The following is a 14,972-nucleotide window of genomic DNA, read 5'->3' on the forward strand; positions in this document are numbered from 1 at the left end:
AGATAAACGACGATATTGCGTTTCTTCAGGCTTTCCTTGTATTCTTTCCCTGTCATCATGATTAACATCTACTCCTTTTATGACGTACTTATTTTCACAAACTTACGATAACGACACGTATTATTCATATATGTGAATGGTGTCGTATATACGAATTACACGTTAATTATACGTGCTTCCTGGGCGAGCGTCAATACATTTACCCGTTTTTCCCAGGGTACTTTAAAAAATAGCAAAGCACAAGAATTCTCCATGTAAAAAACGCATGATTAAACACTTTGTTTTGCTATTCAATTATAATACAGGCGGCGCTTTTTGTCACGAATCTGCACTGCAACGGTATATTATGTGAAAATAAGTGCAAAGGGCCGGCAGGTCCTTTGCACTTATAAACAGGTCATTACCTATATCTGATTATACTCAGCCTTTGGCAAAGCCATCAGCAGCTTCTTTAAAGCGTTCGTAGAGCTGGCCAATGTCGGAAGAGAAGGAAACGTACTGAACGCCACGGTTCTTCCATTCTACGGCCGTAGCTACGTCATCGCAGAAGAAGCCAACAGCTACGCCTACTTCTTTGGCCTGACGCATGATTTCTTCCATCTGGGCGATAACCTTCGGATGATTTACCTGGCCCGGAATACCCAAGGAGGCAGAAAGGTCATACGGTCCTACAAAGAGGACATCGAAGCCTTTTACCTGCAGGATATCCGGCAATGCCTGTACGCCATCTTGGCCTTCTACCTGGAGGATTACTGCCGTTTCATCGTTGGCTTTACCGAAGAAATCAGCTTTATCGATAGAGCCATATTTACCGGCACGGACATAGCGGTTGCAGCCACGGCTGCCGAAGGGAGCGAATTTTGCTGCGCTGACAGCGATTTCAGCTGCTTCCTTGGAGCCAATGTTAGGAATCTGTACGCCGTCGGCGCCGAGATCCAGTGCTTTGTCGATCAGTTCCGGATTGCCTTCATAGACACGGACGATGGACGGAATGTTAGCCAGTTTGCACGCTCTGATCATGTTCAGCGTACTTTCTACAGGAATTTCGCCATGTTCGTTATCGATGATGCAGAAGTCAAAGCCAGCCATGCCGGCTACTTCAGCAACGGCAGGGTAATTCATATTGATGAAAGGCCCAAATAACTTTTCACCTTTTTTCAAACGTTCTTTAAAAATACTCATGTGAAAAAACCTCCCGAAAAAAAGTCACATACCGTCTTTAGCGCTACAACCTATTAGGTGTAATTGCAAACACGGGCAATGGCCATTTCCGTATAGCCCAGGGATTCAGCCTTCGACTGTTTGCCGTTGACAACTTCCATGGTCATAGCCAGGAGTTCGTCGCCCTGTTCGCCCAAGGTCTTCTTGCCGTAAATAACCGGGCTGGCGTCGTAGTCGATGTTGTCTTCCATGTTTTTGAAGGTCAGTTTGTTGCCAGTGATCTTAATAACCGGAACGAGCGGATTGCCTGTCGGTGTACCACGGCCTGTGGAGAAGACGACTACCTGGCAGCCACCGGCTACCATGCCGGCAACGGAGGACGGGTCGTTCCCCGGGGTATCCATGATAACCAAACCGGTCGTATCGATCTGTTTGCCATAGTCATAGACGGCTTCGATCGTACGATGGCCGCCCTTATGGATGCAGCCCAAGGATTTTTCTTCCAGTGTCGTCAGACCGCCGGCTTTGTTACCCGGGCTCGGGTTGCCTTCGCGGACTTCTTCACCGACCAGGCGCAGTGCGTCTTCATAGCGGTGTACGATACCGAGGATCTGTTTCTTGACTTCTTCGTTTTTACCACGGCGGGCCAGAATGTGTTCGGCACCGATGAATTCTGTCGTTTCGCTCAAGATGGACGTAGCGCCCAGGTCTACGAGGCGATCGCTCAGTTCACCGATGGTCGGGTTGGCAGCCAGGCCGGAAGTCGGGTCGGAACCACCGCATTCGGTGCCGACGATCAGTTTGCTCATGTCGCATTCTTCACGGCGCATCATGCTGGCTTCCTGTACCATTTCTTTGGCATAACGGACGGCTTTGTCGATGGCTTTCAGCGTGCCGCCTTCTTCCTGGATGATAACCTGTTTCAGCGGTTTGTTTGTCCGTTCCTGAATGGCTTTTACAACCAGGTCCATCTGACAGTTTTCGCAGCCCAGCGATACGACAACCGTGCCGTATACGTTCGGGTTAGCAGCGTAGCCTGCTTCGACGTCCATAGTCAGCTGCTGATCAGGCGGTACCTGGGAGCAGCCGTTCTGGTTATTGAAAGTTACAGCTCCGTTAACCTGCGAAGCAATGATTCTCGTCGTATCGGAAGCGCAAACGCTAGCCGGCAGGATCAAAACGTAATTACGTACACCTACGCGTCCATCCGGACGTTTATATCCCCAAAAGTTCATTGTCAGTTCCTCCTCTTAGCCTAAATTTTCACGTACAGCTTTGACGTTGTGTTCATGTACGTGTTCACCCTGCTTGATTTCACGGGCAGCATGGCCAATGTGTTCGCCATATTTGACAACCGGTTCATCTGCAGGAATATCTTTAATTGCGATCTTGTGGTAAATCTGAACATCTTCAATGGCTGTGAATGTGACTGTCTTCTTGTCCATATCGACGTAAGAAACGGTATCACCTTTCTTTACCGGTTCGATAACAACAGCAACGTTGTCTTTGCCGTCGATGATCATGGCATTAATCATAGCTATGAGACCTCTCTTTCTGTACATTAAGTAATTTTATATAGTGCAATCAGACACAATCTAAGGGAAAATACATATAAAATTACGTTTTTTCCCATATCCGTTTGCATATAAGACCTATTGTGTATATACAACCTTTACTTTTTCATTATAGGATTACCATACTAAAATGTCAAACCCCAATTCTTATCTTTTTCATGAGAAAAAGACATCCTTAGGAGATGCTCATTACGCCCGATAATTCCCATAATAATGGGTTTTATGATACAATACAAGGAAAACAGATACCCCACAAGGAGGCCTATCATGCTCATCAATGTTCCTAAAATTACGCTGCTCCAGACGACGCCTACGCCGTTACAATATTTACCCGGTTTATCACAAACGGTACTACGTGAAATGTATATCAAGCGGGACGATCTGACGCCCCTCGGCGGCGGTGGCAATAAGCTGCGCAAGCTGGAATACCTAATTGGCGAAGCCCAGGTCAGCGAAGCGACGACGATCATTACCGTCGGTGGCGTACAGTCCAACCACGCCCGCCTGACAGCCGCTGCAGCAGCCAAGTTCGGCTTGCACTGCATCATCATCTGCCTCGGTGCCGACCCGGGCGAAGTAAGCGCCAATTTGCTCCTCGACGGCATCTTCGGTGCCCGTGTCATCATCAAACAGGACGACGGCCGGGATGCAGACGTACAACTGGCAGAGGCCGTCGAACAGGTCACGCAGGAAGAAGAAAAGAAAGGGGAAACGGTATATTATATCCCCTATGGCGGCAGCAACGCCTTAGGCATGCTCGGTTATTTTGACTGTGCTGCCGAACTCGATGCCCAGGCCAAGGCCGCCCATCTGGGCCGGGCTACGGTCTACACGGCCGTTGGCAGCATGGGTACCTTTATGGGCCTCTATTGCGGCTTAAAGGCCATCAAATCGACACTAAAGCTGACGGGCATTGCCGTCCTGCCCTTTGAAAAGAAGGAAAAAGAACGGCTGGCCGCGTATTTCCAGGAAGTAAAGGACCTGTACGGGTTCGATTTTGACGACAGCGACATGCATATCGAAACGGGCTATGTCCGGGCCGGCTACAATGAACCGGATGCCGCCGTGCGCCAGGCGATTTACACTATGGCCCGCCAGGAAGGGCTGCTTCTCGATCCCTGCTATACAGGCAAGATGTTTGCCGCCGTCCTCGACATGATCAGGGAACGGAAAATCAAGATGCTGAACCCGGTTATTCTCCTCCACACAGGCGGCCTGCCCGGTCTCTATACGAAGGAACACCGGGAAGAGCTGGCCAAAGAAGTAGCCAGTCAAATTACGCTCCTTTAATGGTTACCAGGCGGCTACGGTACCATCGGCCCGCGGCTCTGTGGCGCCCATGAGGGTGCCTTCGTCGTTGCGCCAAATGATCTGGCCCCGGCCAAAGGGAATGGGGTCAGGCTGAATAGTCACTTCGTGGCCCCGGGCTTTCAGTCCTTCGACAATGGCAGCGGGCACACCCGGTTCGACCTCAATGCGCCGGCCGCCCAGCCACTGCCAGCGCGGTGCGTCCAAGGCAGCCTGGGGATTCAGATGGAAATCAAGCGTATTCATGAGCACCTGCAGCTGTCCTTGAGGCTGCATGAACGCGCCCATGACGCCAAAGGGGCCAATGGCCTGTCCGTTTTGGGATAAAAAGCCCGGAATGATCGTATGATACGATTTTTTCCGCGGTCCGACGCAGTTATCACTGTGCGGATTCAAGGTAAAGTTATGGCCCCGGTCGCTCAAGGCAATGCCATAGCCGGGAATGACAATGCCGGAGCCAAAGCCCGTGTAGTTGCTCTGTATGTACGAAACCATATTGCCTTCCCCGTCGGCCGTGCAGAGATACACCGTACCGCCACAATTGGGATCGACCGGCTTTGGCCGCAGGGCAGCCTGGCCTATTTCGCTGCGCCGTTTGGCAGCATACGCCTCAGAGAGCCAGTACTCTACAGAGGTCTGCATAAAGCGCGGGTCGGCAATATATTCCTTACCGTCTACAAAAGCCAGCTTCATGGCTTCGATTTGCCGGTGGAAGGTCTCTACGGAATCGCGCTGTGCAAAGTCCAGTCCCCGGGCTATGTTGAGTGCCATGAGGACGACGAGTCCGTGGCCGTTAGGCGGTATTTCCCAAACATCGTAGCCACGGTAGGACGTATGGATCGGTTCCACCCACTGGGGCTTATATTCCTTTAGGTCAGCCAGGCGCAGATAGCCGCCCGTCTTTTTTGCCCATGCGTCCATAGCCTCAGCCATTTCGCCTTCATAAAAATCACGGCACCGGCTCTGGGCGAGCAAACGCAGGGAGCGGGCATGATCCGGCAGCTTCAGGATCTGTCCGGCTTTGAGGGCCCTTCCTTGGGGATAAAAGGTGGAAAAAAGCCCTTGAAACGCTTCTTCTGTGCGATAGGGAGCAAAACTCGTCTCTCCTTCGGCAAACATGCACGCCAGATTGGGCATGACGGCATAACCCTCTGCTGCATAGGCAATCGCCGGTTCAAAGAGGTCGGCAAAGGGCAGCCTGCCAAAACGGCTATGCAGCTCCGCCCAGGCTGCCGGCGCCCCCGGTACCATAACGGGCGTCCAGCCGCGCAAGGGCATTTCCTTCAGGCCCCGGGCCTGTAAGGCTTCCCACGTCAGTCTTTCCGGTGACCAGCCGCTGCCGTTCAGGCCGTAGAGCTTGCCACCCGTCCAGACTAAGGCGAAGGCATCACTGCCCAAGCCGTTACTCGTCGGTTCCAAAACCGTCAGGGCGATCGCCGTCGCCAGTGCGGCATCGATGGCATTGCCACCGCGCTTGAGCATGTCCAGGCCGGCCTGGGCTGCCAGAGTTTGGGACGTACACACCATACCGCGCCGGCTATAGACGACTTCCCGCCGCGACGGATAGGGATACTGCTGTGAATCAAAAGACAAGGTCATAAAAACACATCCTTTCGTCTCTTAGTATAGGTTTATCTTACCACATTCTCCAAGGCCGGTCAGCAGGCCTGGCCAGGCAACGCAAAAAAAACGCAGGCAGCCTCTTCCCTGCTCGCTGCTTTGCGTCTATAATGGTACAGTCTAAGTTTTTTATGCAGATCATGCCTGCAGCAACGTAGTAAAGGGGGAATTTTCATGAGTCGGTGTTTGTTAATTGTTAACCCGACAGCAGGCCGTGAACGCGCCAAATATTATAAACAGCCTTTGAAAGACCAGTTGGATACCATGTACGACGAAGTAGAAATGCGTATTACCAACGGCCCCGGGGATGCCACCGACTGGGCCCGCGAAGCCTCTCTCACAGGCTACGACGCCGTCTTTTGCATGGGCGGTGACGGCACGCTGAACGAAACGGTAAACGGTCTGGCCCAGGCTGGGCGCACGTCCCTCACCTTCGGTTTCGTTCCTTTGGGTACAGTCAATGATTTGGGCCGGGCCCTGCACATGCCCTTGCACCCGGAGGCAGCTATTGCCGGCTTAAAGAAGCCTCATTACCAGAAGGTCGATATTGGCCGCGTCAACGACCATTACTTTGTCAACACCATTGCCGCCGGCTTCATGCCAGAAGCTGTAGGTGCCGTTTCCATCGAGCAGAAAACACGCCTCGGTCCGCTGGCATATTTTCTCACAGGCTTAAAGGCCTTACAAAATCACGAAACGTACCTCTTCAAAATAGAGAGCGATAACGGCGTTTATATTTACCGCTCGCCCTTGATTGTCCTCATGCTGACCGATTCAGTCGGCAGTTTCCGCAATATTGCCCCGGCAGCCCAGGTAGACGACGGCAAGCTTTGGCTTGGAATTTTCAAGGATTTTACCTATCTCGATCTGTTGCGGGCCATACCGGAATTTATGGCCGGCACGCCGCTCAGTTCGGAATACATGAGCCTCACTACGGCGACGCACGTAAATATTACCTTAGTAGAAGGCAGTCTGACAACGAATATGGATGGTGACCAGGGTCCGGATTTTCCTCTCGATATCGAGGTCATTCCGTCCTTTCTCAACGTATGCGTCCCCTCCCAGCCCCACCACGCCATGAACTTCCTTCCCTATGGCAAGCCCCATTTGCCTAGTCCAAAAAAAATCATAAAAAAAATACCGCACGAATAATCGTGCGGTATTTTTATTTGATTAGTCTGCCGTATACGGAAGCAAAGCAATAGCTCTGGCACGTTTGATGGCGATGGTCAGCTTACGCTGATGTTTTGCGCAAACACCGGAAATGCGGCGCGGCAAAATTTTACCACGTTCCGTCGTGAAACGGCGGAGCTTTGCAACGTCTTTGTAATCGATCTGTTCAGCATGATCTACGCAGAAGCTGCATACTTTTCTTCTCGGTTTTCTCGAGCGATCTCTTCTCATTGTATATCCTCCTTATTAAAATGTAATAAGGGATGTGTTTGACTTTAGAACGGGATATCGTCATCGGGAGCGCTGGAGCCCATGCTGTCAAAGCCAGCTCCCGGTGCAGCTGCCTTCGGCTGCTGCGCGCCTGCCTGCGGTGCGCCATACGACGGTGCCTCAGGGCCATTGCCCTGGTGTTCCGAACCCATTGTCTGTGCTACAAAATTGGCTACGACTTCCGTTACGTACCGTTTCTGGCCGTCTGGCGTTTCATACGAACGCGTAGAATAACGGCCTTCTACGAAAACACGGCTGCCTTTGGCCAGGTTATTGCCACAGGTTTCTGCCAAATTTCCCCATGCAACACAAGGAACAAAATCAGTTATTTCCCGCGGTTCCTGAGCACCATACGGAATGTAGGTATTGGTGCACGCTACGGTGAATCTGGCCATAGCACGGCCAGTTTTCGTAAAACGGATTTCAGGATCACGAGCCAAATTACCTAATAATTGTACTGAATTCATACCTCTGCGCCTCCGTATTATTCTTCGATCTTAATAATTAAGTGTTTCAGGATAGGTTCCTGGATCTTCATAACACGGTCGATTTCTTTGATGACATCAGCTTCAGCATCAAAGTTAATCAATACATAGTAGCCGTCGGCCTGTTTCTTTACCGGGTAGGCTAAGTGGCGTTTGCCCCAGCGATCAACCTTTTCAATTTTGCCGCCGTTTTTCGTGATCAGGTTGCTGACAAATTCAGCGATCGGATCTACTTCCGCTTCTTCGAGCGGCTGTGCGATAAACATGACTTCGTACTTATTCACGAAATCACCTCCTCTTCTGGACTATGGCCCTTCTTCTCAAAAGGGCAAGGGTATGCTTAAAAAATCAAGCTCATTAATTATATCACAGCAAGACCTGCCTGGCAAGGGACTTTATGAGAAAATCCCTTGCCGCACGGTCCCTGAGAAACTTATTTAAAATAGGCTACGCCGGCAGCAAAGAGGGGCTGTAATTTATTGCCGCTGATATTTTCGAAAATATCGCTGTTGCTGAAACGTTCTGTATGAGCCATCTTACCGAGAACACGGCCATCCGGGCTGGTAATACCTTCGACAGCCATGATGGACTGGTTCGGGTTGTATTCGCTGTCGTTCGACGCATTGCCGCTGAGATCGACGTACTGCGTGGCGATCTGGCCTTTGGCAGCCAGTTCACGGATCTGTTCCGGTGTGGCAACGAAACGGCCTTCGCCGTGGGAAATGGCAATGGTGTGGACGTCGCCGGCTTTCATATTGCTGAACCACGGGCTCATGACGGAAACGACCTTCGTATTGACCATACGCGACAGGTGACGGCCAATCGTATTGTACGTCAAGGTCGGGCTGTCCGGACGCAAAGGCTGAATCTGGCCGTACGGCAGAAGGCCCAGTTTGATCAAGGCCTGGAAGCCGTTGCAAACACCGAGAGCCAGGCCATCGCGCTGGTACAGGAGGTCATTTAAGGCATCGCGCAGGGCCGGGCTGCGGAAGAGGGTAGCAATAAACTTGCCCGAGCCTTCCGGTTCGTCACCGGCACTGAAGCCGCCGGGGAACATGATGATCTGAGCCTTGGCAATGCGCTTGGCCATTTCAGCGATAGATTCGGCCAGCGCCTGCGGCGTTTCATTGCGCAGGACCATGATTTCTGCTGTAGCCCCGGCCCGTTCAAAGGCAGCTGCCGAATCGTATTCGCAGTTCGTGCCCGGGCAAACCGGGATAAAGACGTGCGGCTGGCCAAAGGACGTAGCCCGTTTGGGGCCGTACGTCGTATAAAGGGGCAGGGCCGGGTCGTCTGCCGCGCTTTCGCTCTTAATGGGGAAAATCTTATTGAGTGGTTCTTCCCAGGCGGCCTGCAGGTCAGCGAGGGAAAGGGTGACAGAGGCGGCCCGGATCGTTTCTTCTGCCGTTACGGTACCGATAAAGCGTACGTTTTCTGCCTCTGCCCAGAGGGCTGCCGTAGCCGCATCTGTTTCAGCAAGAATAGCACCATAGCGCAGGTCGAAGAGTTCCTGTGCCGTCACGTCGTCTGCCACAGCAAAGCCCAGGCGGTTACCAAAGGCCATCTGTGCCAGAGCTGCACCCATACCGCCCCGTCCCACAGCGTGCATAGCTTTTACTTTGCCATGCAATACTGCTGCGTGGAGGAAGTCGCAATGGCTGCGGAAGACGTCGAAATCAGGCATATCTTCCGTATTCCGGGGCAGATCAAAGAGAACGACAGCATCGCCGGCCGTCTTAAATTCCGGCGAAACGATGTGATTTGTCTTTTCCGGTACGATGGCAAAGGAAACGAGTGTCGGCGGTACGGTCAGGTTTTCAAAGGTACCGCTCATGCTGTCTTTACCGCCAATAGCGGCAATCTGCAATTCCTTTTGTGCCACATAGGCGCCGAGGAGGGCGCTGACCGGCTGGCCCCAGGCTTTTTCATTTGTGCCCAGGCTCTGGAAGAATTCCTGTAACGTCAGGTAAGCCTGACGGCGGTCGCCGCCGAGAGCTACTAATTTAGCGACAGACTGGATGACCGCGTAGAGAGCGCCGTGGAAGGGGCTCCAAACGGCGAGATCCGGATCGTAGCCGTGCGTAAAGATGCTGGCCGTCGTCGTCTTGCTGCCCGGTACGGGAATCTTGGCAACCATGCCTTCTACAGGTGTCTTCTGGTATTTGCCGCCAAAGGGCATGAGGACGGTCCGCGAGCCGATGGTGCTGTCAAAGCGTTCGGCCAGGCCCTGTTCAGAGGCAATATTGAGAGTGCTCATGGTGTGGAGCCACGTTTCTTTCAGGTCGGTCACGGCCGGGGCCTTGAAGAAATCTTTATTTTCCGGTGCTGTAACGACAGCCTTGCGCTGCTGTGTCACACCGTTCGTATCGAGGAAAGCCCGTGTCAGGTTGACGACGGTCTGATTGCGCCAATGCATAATCAGCCGTTTCGTATCCGTTGCTACGGCAACGATGGTAGCTTCCAGGTTTTCCTCGGCTGCGTATTTCATGAATTCGTCCACGTGTTCCGGTGCGACGACGACAGCCATGCGTTCCTGCGATTCGGAAATGGCCAGTTCTGTGCCATCCAGGCCTTCGTATTTCTTCGGTACCTTATCGAGGTCGATGTTGAGGCCGTCTGTCAATTCGCCAATGGCGACGGAAACACCGCCGGCACCGAAATCGTTGCAGCGTTTAATGAGCACCGTGACTTCATGGCGGCGGAAGAGGCGCTGGATTTTCCGTTCCGTCAGGGCATTGCCCTTCTGTACTTCTGCGCCACACGTTTCCAAGGATGATACGGTGTGCTTCTTGGAAGAGCCCGTAGCACCACCCATGCCGTCGCGGCCGGTTTTACCGCCCAAGAGGATGATGATATCGCCCGCTACGGGAGCTTCACGAATGACATTGCAGCGCGGTGCTGCGCCGAGGACGGCGCCGATTTCCATACGCTTGGCAATGAAACCCGGATGATAGTATTCTTTGACTTCACCTGTAGCCAGGCCGATCTGGTTACCATAGGAGCTGTAGCCCTTGGCAGCCCCTGTAGTCAGCGTGCGCTGCGGCAGCTTGCCAGGCAGCGTGTCCTGTACGGACTGGCGCGGATCACCGGCACCGGTAACGCGCATGGCCTGATAGACGTAAGAACGGCCGCTCAAGGGGTCGCGGATACAGCCGCCTAAGCAGGTAGCGGCACCACCAAAGGGTTCGATTTCTGTCGGGTGGTTATGGGTTTCGTTCTTAAAGAGAAGGAGCCATTCTTCTTCTTTGCCGTCTACATCGACGGGAATGATAATCGTGCACGCATTGATTTCTTCCGATGCGTCAAGATTTTCCAGCCTGCCTGCTGCTTTTAATTCTTTTACGGCAATAGTAGCCATATCCATGAGGGTCTGTGGCTTTTTACGCTGCAGCGCTGCCCGCGTTGTCTTATAGGCTTCATAGGCCCGCTGGATAGGCAGGGTATACGTTCCATCTTCGAAGGTCACATCTGTCAGTTCGGTCATGAAGGTCGTGTGGCGGCAATGATCGGACCAGTACGTATCGATTACGCGGATTTCCGTTACCGTCGGGTTGCGTTTTTCTTCATCCCGGAAGTAGGTCTGGCAGAACTTCAGGTCGTCAAAGCTCATGGCCAGGCCCATGCGGGCCGAGAGATCGCGCAGGTCCTGATCGCTGGCACTGTTGAAATCCGTCAGAACAGCTACGTCGTCCGGCTGTTCCCAGTCCAGGTCCAGGCTGGTTACCGGATCAAGCGATGCTTCCCGTGCTTCTACAGGGTTGATGCAGTAATGTTTGATAGCCTGCAGGTCCGCTGCGGATAAGGTGCCCGAAAGGACGATGACCTGAGCCGTACGGACCGCACTGTCGTTAGCCATGGTCAGCATCTGCAGGCACTGCATGGCCGAATCGGCACGCTGGTCATACTGGCCGGGCAGGTATTCAATGGCCAGTACCGTGTCATCTGCACGGGCCGGCAACTCATCATATACGGCATCGACAGGGGGTTCAGAGAAAATCATATTTTTAGCTGCTTCGAAAGCGGCATCATCCAGACCACCTACGTCATACCGATGAAAAATCTTAATATCGGTCAGACCGGAAATAAGCAGGTTTTTCTTCAAATCATTGAGCATCCGTTGTGCGTCCTGGGCAAACGGATCCTTTTTAGCAACATACAAACGGCGAATGGGTTGCATTCAATGAACCTCCTTAAAAGACAGATAATTAACAGTCATACAATTTTAGTATACCTGTTTTACCTGCAGAAGTAAACGAAAAATTACCTGTAAACCGCAAGAACAGGCGCTATAACAATAAGTATAAAAGAAAAAATCCGGTAAAAAAAGAAAGTTGACTTCATGCATAAAACGTATTAGACTGAAAGTATTAATTATTAGGAGGATCCCCATGGAAGAACTGAAAAACCGTATATTGCAGGATGGTTTAATCATCGACAACCGCATTCTGAAGGTTGATAATTTCCTGAATCAACAAATTGATCCTGCACTTGTACTCAACATGGGCCGCGAATTTGCCAAGCGCTTTGCAGACTGCCCTATTGACCGGATCGTGACGATTGAATCTTCAGGTATTGCCATCGCCTTGGCTGCATCCCTGGCCATGGGCAACCTGCCCGTCGTCTTTGCCCGTAAAAAGAAGTCCCTGCTCATGCAGGACGCCGTGTATACCGCTTCGATCTATTCGTATACAAAGGAAGAAACGTATGTGGCCAGTATCAGCAAATCCTACCTGCACGCCGGCGAACGCGTGCTGATTATCGATGACTTTCTGGCCAGCGGTGCCGCTGCTGTCGGTCTCGTAGATATCATTACCCAGGCAGGCTGTTCTCTCGCCGGTATTGGCATTGTCATCGAAAAATCCTTCCAGCCCGGCCGCAGCCGTTTGGAAGCCTTGGGCTATCGCGTAGAATCGCTGGCCCGCATTGCTGAATTCCGCGATAACAAACCGGTCTTTAAAGAGTAATAGTACGGGTATAATACATATAATAATAACTGCCTGCCTTCTTTGTAACCCTCAGGAGTTTTACTATGAGATCCCAATTTTTTGATGGTTTCGATTTTTCCGAATACAAATACAGCATCGTCGCCATAGAGCACGTGGACGAGCTTTTCAAGATTGAGAAGTATGGCCTGCACCCGGTCATTTACGATGAATCATGTCTGCGCGGTTACGCCTGTATTTTCGGCGTTACAGACGAAAAGAAGCTGGCCCTGCACAAGCTCTTCACCAACAACAACGGACGCCCGGCACCGGCCATTGACGGCGTCATGCCTACGGCCTTCCATTCCCCTGCTGGCGACCTGCGCTATGATCTGGAACATGAAATCCCCTATACGGGATCGATTCTGATTGCCCACGGCTTCATTCAGAAGTTCTTCGTTCCCTTTGGCTTTCAGATTCCCCATGCGTTTCGCAAGGTCTATGAGCTAACCTTTTACGAAGGCCTTTTCGTACACGTAGCCGACCGGTCGGACGAAGCGCGGCAGCTGCGCATTGAATACGAAGAGCCCATGCCGGCGGCAAAAAAAATGCAGCTCCGTGTAGCCCATTGGTTTAATAAACCGGAGGAATACGGTTTTGACGACGAAACCATTGCCCAGTACATGGACTTGAGCTATGATACAAAATATTTATTTTAACTACATGCTAAAAAGCGTTTGGGACTGATCCCAAACGCTTTTTTAGTGCCTGTAAGAGGCGCTTATTTTTCTGTTGCCAATACGGCCAGCGTGCCGGCAATGACTTTTGTAATATCAGCCACCGTATCGAGATCTACCGATTCATCGGCACTGTGGATGGCGTTGGTCGTCGGGCCGACGGAAACGATATCGAGATCGGGATTCATGGCGAAGAAATAGCCCGTTTCCAAACCGCCGTGGATCGCTTCTACACGCGGTGCATGTCCCAGTTCCTGTTCGTAGACCTTGGCCATAGCCGGTGTGAGGACGCTGTGTGTATTTTCGACCCAGGCCGGAGACGGCGCCGTAGCGGCAAAATCAAAGCCCGTAACGTCAGCAAAGACCGGCAGGGAAACGAAGAATTCCCGCAGCCGCGCGTCCGAAGAGGAACGGGGGAAATACTGAATCGTTACCATATCGTCGGCCAACTGAATGGTGCCGATATTGGCAGACAGGTCCGGCAATTCATGTAAATGACGGTTCATGGCAAAGACACCTGTATGGAGCAGGTTCAGAAGCTGTACGATAGCTTTCGTATCAGCCGGAGAAACGGTCTGTTCCGGAAAGGCTGCCGGTTCTGCCGTTAAGGAAATCGACGTCTCAATATCCGTATAGACCAGTTTGTGATCAGCAGCGCCTGCAGCCAATATGTCCTGTGCCTTTTCTACCTGGTCTGCAGGAAGGACGATGACAGCCTGGGCGTGGGACGGAATGGCATTGGCTGCATCGCCGCCGTCAAAGGCAGCAAGGGTATAGGCAATGCCTGCCTGGGCGAGACGCTGTAAGCCGATAGCAATCGCTTTAATAGCATTGCTCTTGCCTTCGTTGATCGTTTCGCCGGAATGACCGCCAATGAAGCCCGCCGCTTTCAGCACAAGGGCAGCCTGGCCGTCTGCCTTCTGCCGCGACAGCTGACGCGTAAAGGTAGCGTGGGAGCTGCCGGCCGAAGCGACACACAGGGCTTCGATTGATTCGGAGTCGATGTTGATGATGTAGCGTACATCCTGTACATGCGCCGGATCGAGATGGGTGGCACCGGTCATGCTCACTTCTTCATCGACCGTGAAGACCAGGCGCAGGGGCCCATGAACGATGGGCTGCTGGATGAGGAAGAGGGAAATGGCAATGGCCATGCCGTCGTCAGCGCCCAGGCTGGTACCATCGGCCGACAAGATATTGCCATCCCGTTTGAGGACGATTTCATCCGTAAGGGGATCATAGGTACGATCCGGTTTTGCTACACAGACCATATCCATATGGCCCTGAAGCATCGTCACGGGAGCTGCTTCATAACCCGGTGTTGCCGGAATATCGGCAATGACATTATAGACGCCATCCTGCTTGGCCGTAATGCCTAAGGCGGCCAAACGGCTGACGATATAATCACTGACCGCTTTTTCATGATACGATTTGCGGGGATGCTTTGCCAATCCGGCAAATTCCTGTAATACCCCTTCTATAATTGCTTTGTTTTCCATGGAAAAACCTCCTTCGTCTAGACGATTTTCTGTTTTTTATTATAACACGTATTCTTTTAACTGGCATTAGGCCGTATCACTTGTCTTACAGTCTATACTGCATAAAAAAATAAGTTTAAAGTGAATATAATCATCATACCCTATATTAATGTCATATATGACGAAAAGGAAAAAATAGAGTATACTGTGAATGGTAACAAATCTATGGTGCGTAGACATATCG

The 14,972-nt window shown here is 51.9% G+C and carries 13 protein-coding genes; 4 read left to right on the top strand and 9 right to left on the bottom strand.

Features of this window, described 5'->3' with window-relative positions:
* Window positions 1–420: 420 nt before the first annotated feature.
* Genes PGX44_RS02285 through PGX44_RS02295 form a run of 3 tightly spaced genes read right to left on the bottom strand, consistent with a single transcriptional unit; the run spans window position 421 to window position 2,696 of the window.
* A complete protein-coding gene (locus PGX44_RS02285) occupies window positions 421–1,182 on the bottom strand; it encodes an HpcH/HpaI aldolase family protein (protein WP_186503965.1) in 762 nt (253 codons plus the stop codon).
* 53 nt (window positions 1,183–1,235) lie between these two features.
* Window positions 1,236–2,396, bottom strand: a complete 1,161-nt coding sequence (locus PGX44_RS02290; RefSeq protein WP_186503963.1) for a UxaA family hydrolase — start codon at window positions 2,394–2,396, stop codon at window positions 1,236–1,238.
* A gap of 15 nt (window positions 2,397–2,411) precedes the next feature.
* A complete protein-coding gene (locus tag PGX44_RS02295) occupies window positions 2,412–2,696 on the bottom strand; it encodes a UxaA family hydrolase (protein WP_186503961.1) in 285 nt (94 codons plus the stop codon).
* Between the two features lie 306 nt (window positions 2,697–3,002).
* Between PGX44_RS02295 and PGX44_RS02300 the strand changes: the two genes are divergently transcribed.
* Window positions 3,003–4,025, top strand: coding sequence for a 1-aminocyclopropane-1-carboxylate deaminase/D-cysteine desulfhydrase (locus PGX44_RS02300; protein WP_498854099.1), 1,023 nt, complete (start codon window positions 3,003–3,005; stop codon window positions 4,023–4,025).
* 3 nt (window positions 4,026–4,028) lie between these two features.
* Here PGX44_RS02300 and PGX44_RS02305 read toward each other — a convergent pair whose 3' ends face one another.
* The gene (locus tag PGX44_RS02305; RefSeq protein ID WP_498854100.1) at window positions 4,029–5,642 is read right to left on the bottom strand and encodes a gamma-glutamyltransferase family protein; all 1,614 of its coding nucleotides are present in this window, start codon (window positions 5,640–5,642) and stop codon (window positions 4,029–4,031) included.
* Between the two features lie 195 nt (window positions 5,643–5,837).
* Between PGX44_RS02305 and PGX44_RS02310 the strand changes: the two genes are divergently transcribed.
* Complete coding sequence (locus PGX44_RS02310) at window positions 5,838–6,815, top strand: diacylglycerol/lipid kinase family protein (RefSeq protein ID WP_186503957.1); 978 nt, start codon at window positions 5,838–5,840, stop codon at window positions 6,813–6,815.
* Window positions 6,816–6,836: 21 nt separating this feature from the next.
* On the opposite strand, the gene rpsR is transcribed toward PGX44_RS02310, so the two are convergent.
* From rpsR to PGX44_RS02330, 4 genes are all read right to left on the bottom strand, one after another.
* The gene (gene rpsR / locus PGX44_RS02315) at window positions 6,837–7,067 is read right to left on the bottom strand and encodes a 30S ribosomal protein S18 (RefSeq protein ID WP_186503955.1); all 231 of its coding nucleotides are present in this window, start codon (window positions 7,065–7,067) and stop codon (window positions 6,837–6,839) included.
* A 44-nt stretch (window positions 7,068–7,111) separates the two neighbouring features.
* Window positions 7,112–7,573: a single-stranded DNA-binding protein gene (locus PGX44_RS02320; RefSeq protein WP_498854101.1), complete on the bottom strand. Its 462-nt coding sequence runs from the start codon at window positions 7,571–7,573 to the stop codon at window positions 7,112–7,114.
* 17 nt (window positions 7,574–7,590) lie between these two features.
* Window positions 7,591–7,875: a 30S ribosomal protein S6 gene (rpsF, locus tag PGX44_RS02325; RefSeq protein WP_186503951.1), complete on the bottom strand. Its 285-nt coding sequence runs from the start codon at window positions 7,873–7,875 to the stop codon at window positions 7,591–7,593.
* A 149-nt stretch (window positions 7,876–8,024) separates the two neighbouring features.
* On the bottom strand, window positions 8,025–11,768 hold the full coding sequence (locus PGX44_RS02330) for a phosphoribosylformylglycinamidine synthase (protein WP_498854102.1): 3,744 nt from the start codon (window positions 11,766–11,768) through the stop codon (window positions 8,025–8,027).
* 211 nt (window positions 11,769–11,979) lie between these two features.
* Here PGX44_RS02330 and PGX44_RS02335 point away from each other — a divergent pair, with 211 nt between their 5' ends.
* Window positions 11,980–12,555, top strand: coding sequence for a xanthine phosphoribosyltransferase (locus PGX44_RS02335; protein ID WP_186503949.1), 576 nt, complete (start codon window positions 11,980–11,982; stop codon window positions 12,553–12,555).
* Window positions 12,556–12,620: 65 nt separating this feature from the next.
* Complete coding sequence (locus PGX44_RS02340; protein ID WP_186503947.1) at window positions 12,621–13,232, top strand: hypothetical protein; 612 nt, start codon at window positions 12,621–12,623, stop codon at window positions 13,230–13,232.
* A 62-nt stretch (window positions 13,233–13,294) separates the two neighbouring features.
* Here the strand turns inward: PGX44_RS02340 and pepD are convergent, their stop codons facing one another.
* Entirely contained in the window at window positions 13,295–14,749 is a 1,455-nt protein-coding gene (gene pepD / locus PGX44_RS02345; RefSeq protein ID WP_498854103.1) for a beta-Ala-His dipeptidase, read from the bottom strand.
* Window positions 14,750–14,972: the final 223 nt, after the last annotated feature.

It is taken from the genome of Caecibacter sp. AF58-12pH5A, assembly GCF_027681725.1.
GTDB lineage: Bacteria > Bacillota > Negativicutes > Veillonellales > Megasphaeraceae > Megasphaera > Megasphaera hominis.

Excerpts from the sequence above, each read along its gene's own strand:
- PGX44_RS02290 (WP_186503963.1), bottom strand. The coding sequence starts at position 2,396 with ATGAACTTTTGGGGATATAAACGTCCGGATGGACGCGTAGGTGTACGT.
- rpsR (WP_186503955.1), bottom strand. The coding sequence starts at position 7,067 with ATGAGAAGAGATCGCTCGAGAAAACCGAGAAGAAAAGTATGCAGCTTC.
- PGX44_RS02335 (WP_186503949.1), top strand. The coding sequence starts at position 11,980 with ATGGAAGAACTGAAAAACCGTATATTGCAGGATGGTTTAATCATCGAC.
- PGX44_RS02330 (WP_498854102.1), bottom strand. The coding sequence starts at position 11,768 with ATGCAACCCATTCGCCGTTTGTATGTTGCTAAAAAGGATCCGTTTGCC.
- PGX44_RS02305 (WP_498854100.1), bottom strand. The coding sequence starts at position 5,642 with ATGACCTTGTCTTTTGATTCACAGCAGTATCCCTATCCGTCGCGGCGG.
- PGX44_RS02295 (WP_186503961.1), bottom strand. The coding sequence starts at position 2,696 with ATGATTAATGCCATGATCATCGACGGCAAAGACAACGTTGCTGTTGTT.
- PGX44_RS02320 (WP_498854101.1), bottom strand. The coding sequence starts at position 7,573 with ATGAATTCAGTACAATTATTAGGTAATTTGGCTCGTGATCCTGAAATC.
- pepD (WP_498854103.1), bottom strand. The coding sequence starts at position 14,749 with ATGGAAAACAAAGCAATTATAGAAGGGGTATTACAGGAATTTGCCGGA.
- PGX44_RS02340 (WP_186503947.1), top strand. The coding sequence starts at position 12,621 with ATGAGATCCCAATTTTTTGATGGTTTCGATTTTTCCGAATACAAATAC.
- PGX44_RS02285 (WP_186503965.1), bottom strand. The coding sequence starts at position 1,182 with ATGAGTATTTTTAAAGAACGTTTGAAAAAAGGTGAAAAGTTATTTGGG.
- PGX44_RS02310 (WP_186503957.1), top strand. The coding sequence starts at position 5,838 with ATGAGTCGGTGTTTGTTAATTGTTAACCCGACAGCAGGCCGTGAACGC.
- PGX44_RS02300 (WP_498854099.1), top strand. The coding sequence starts at position 3,003 with ATGCTCATCAATGTTCCTAAAATTACGCTGCTCCAGACGACGCCTACG.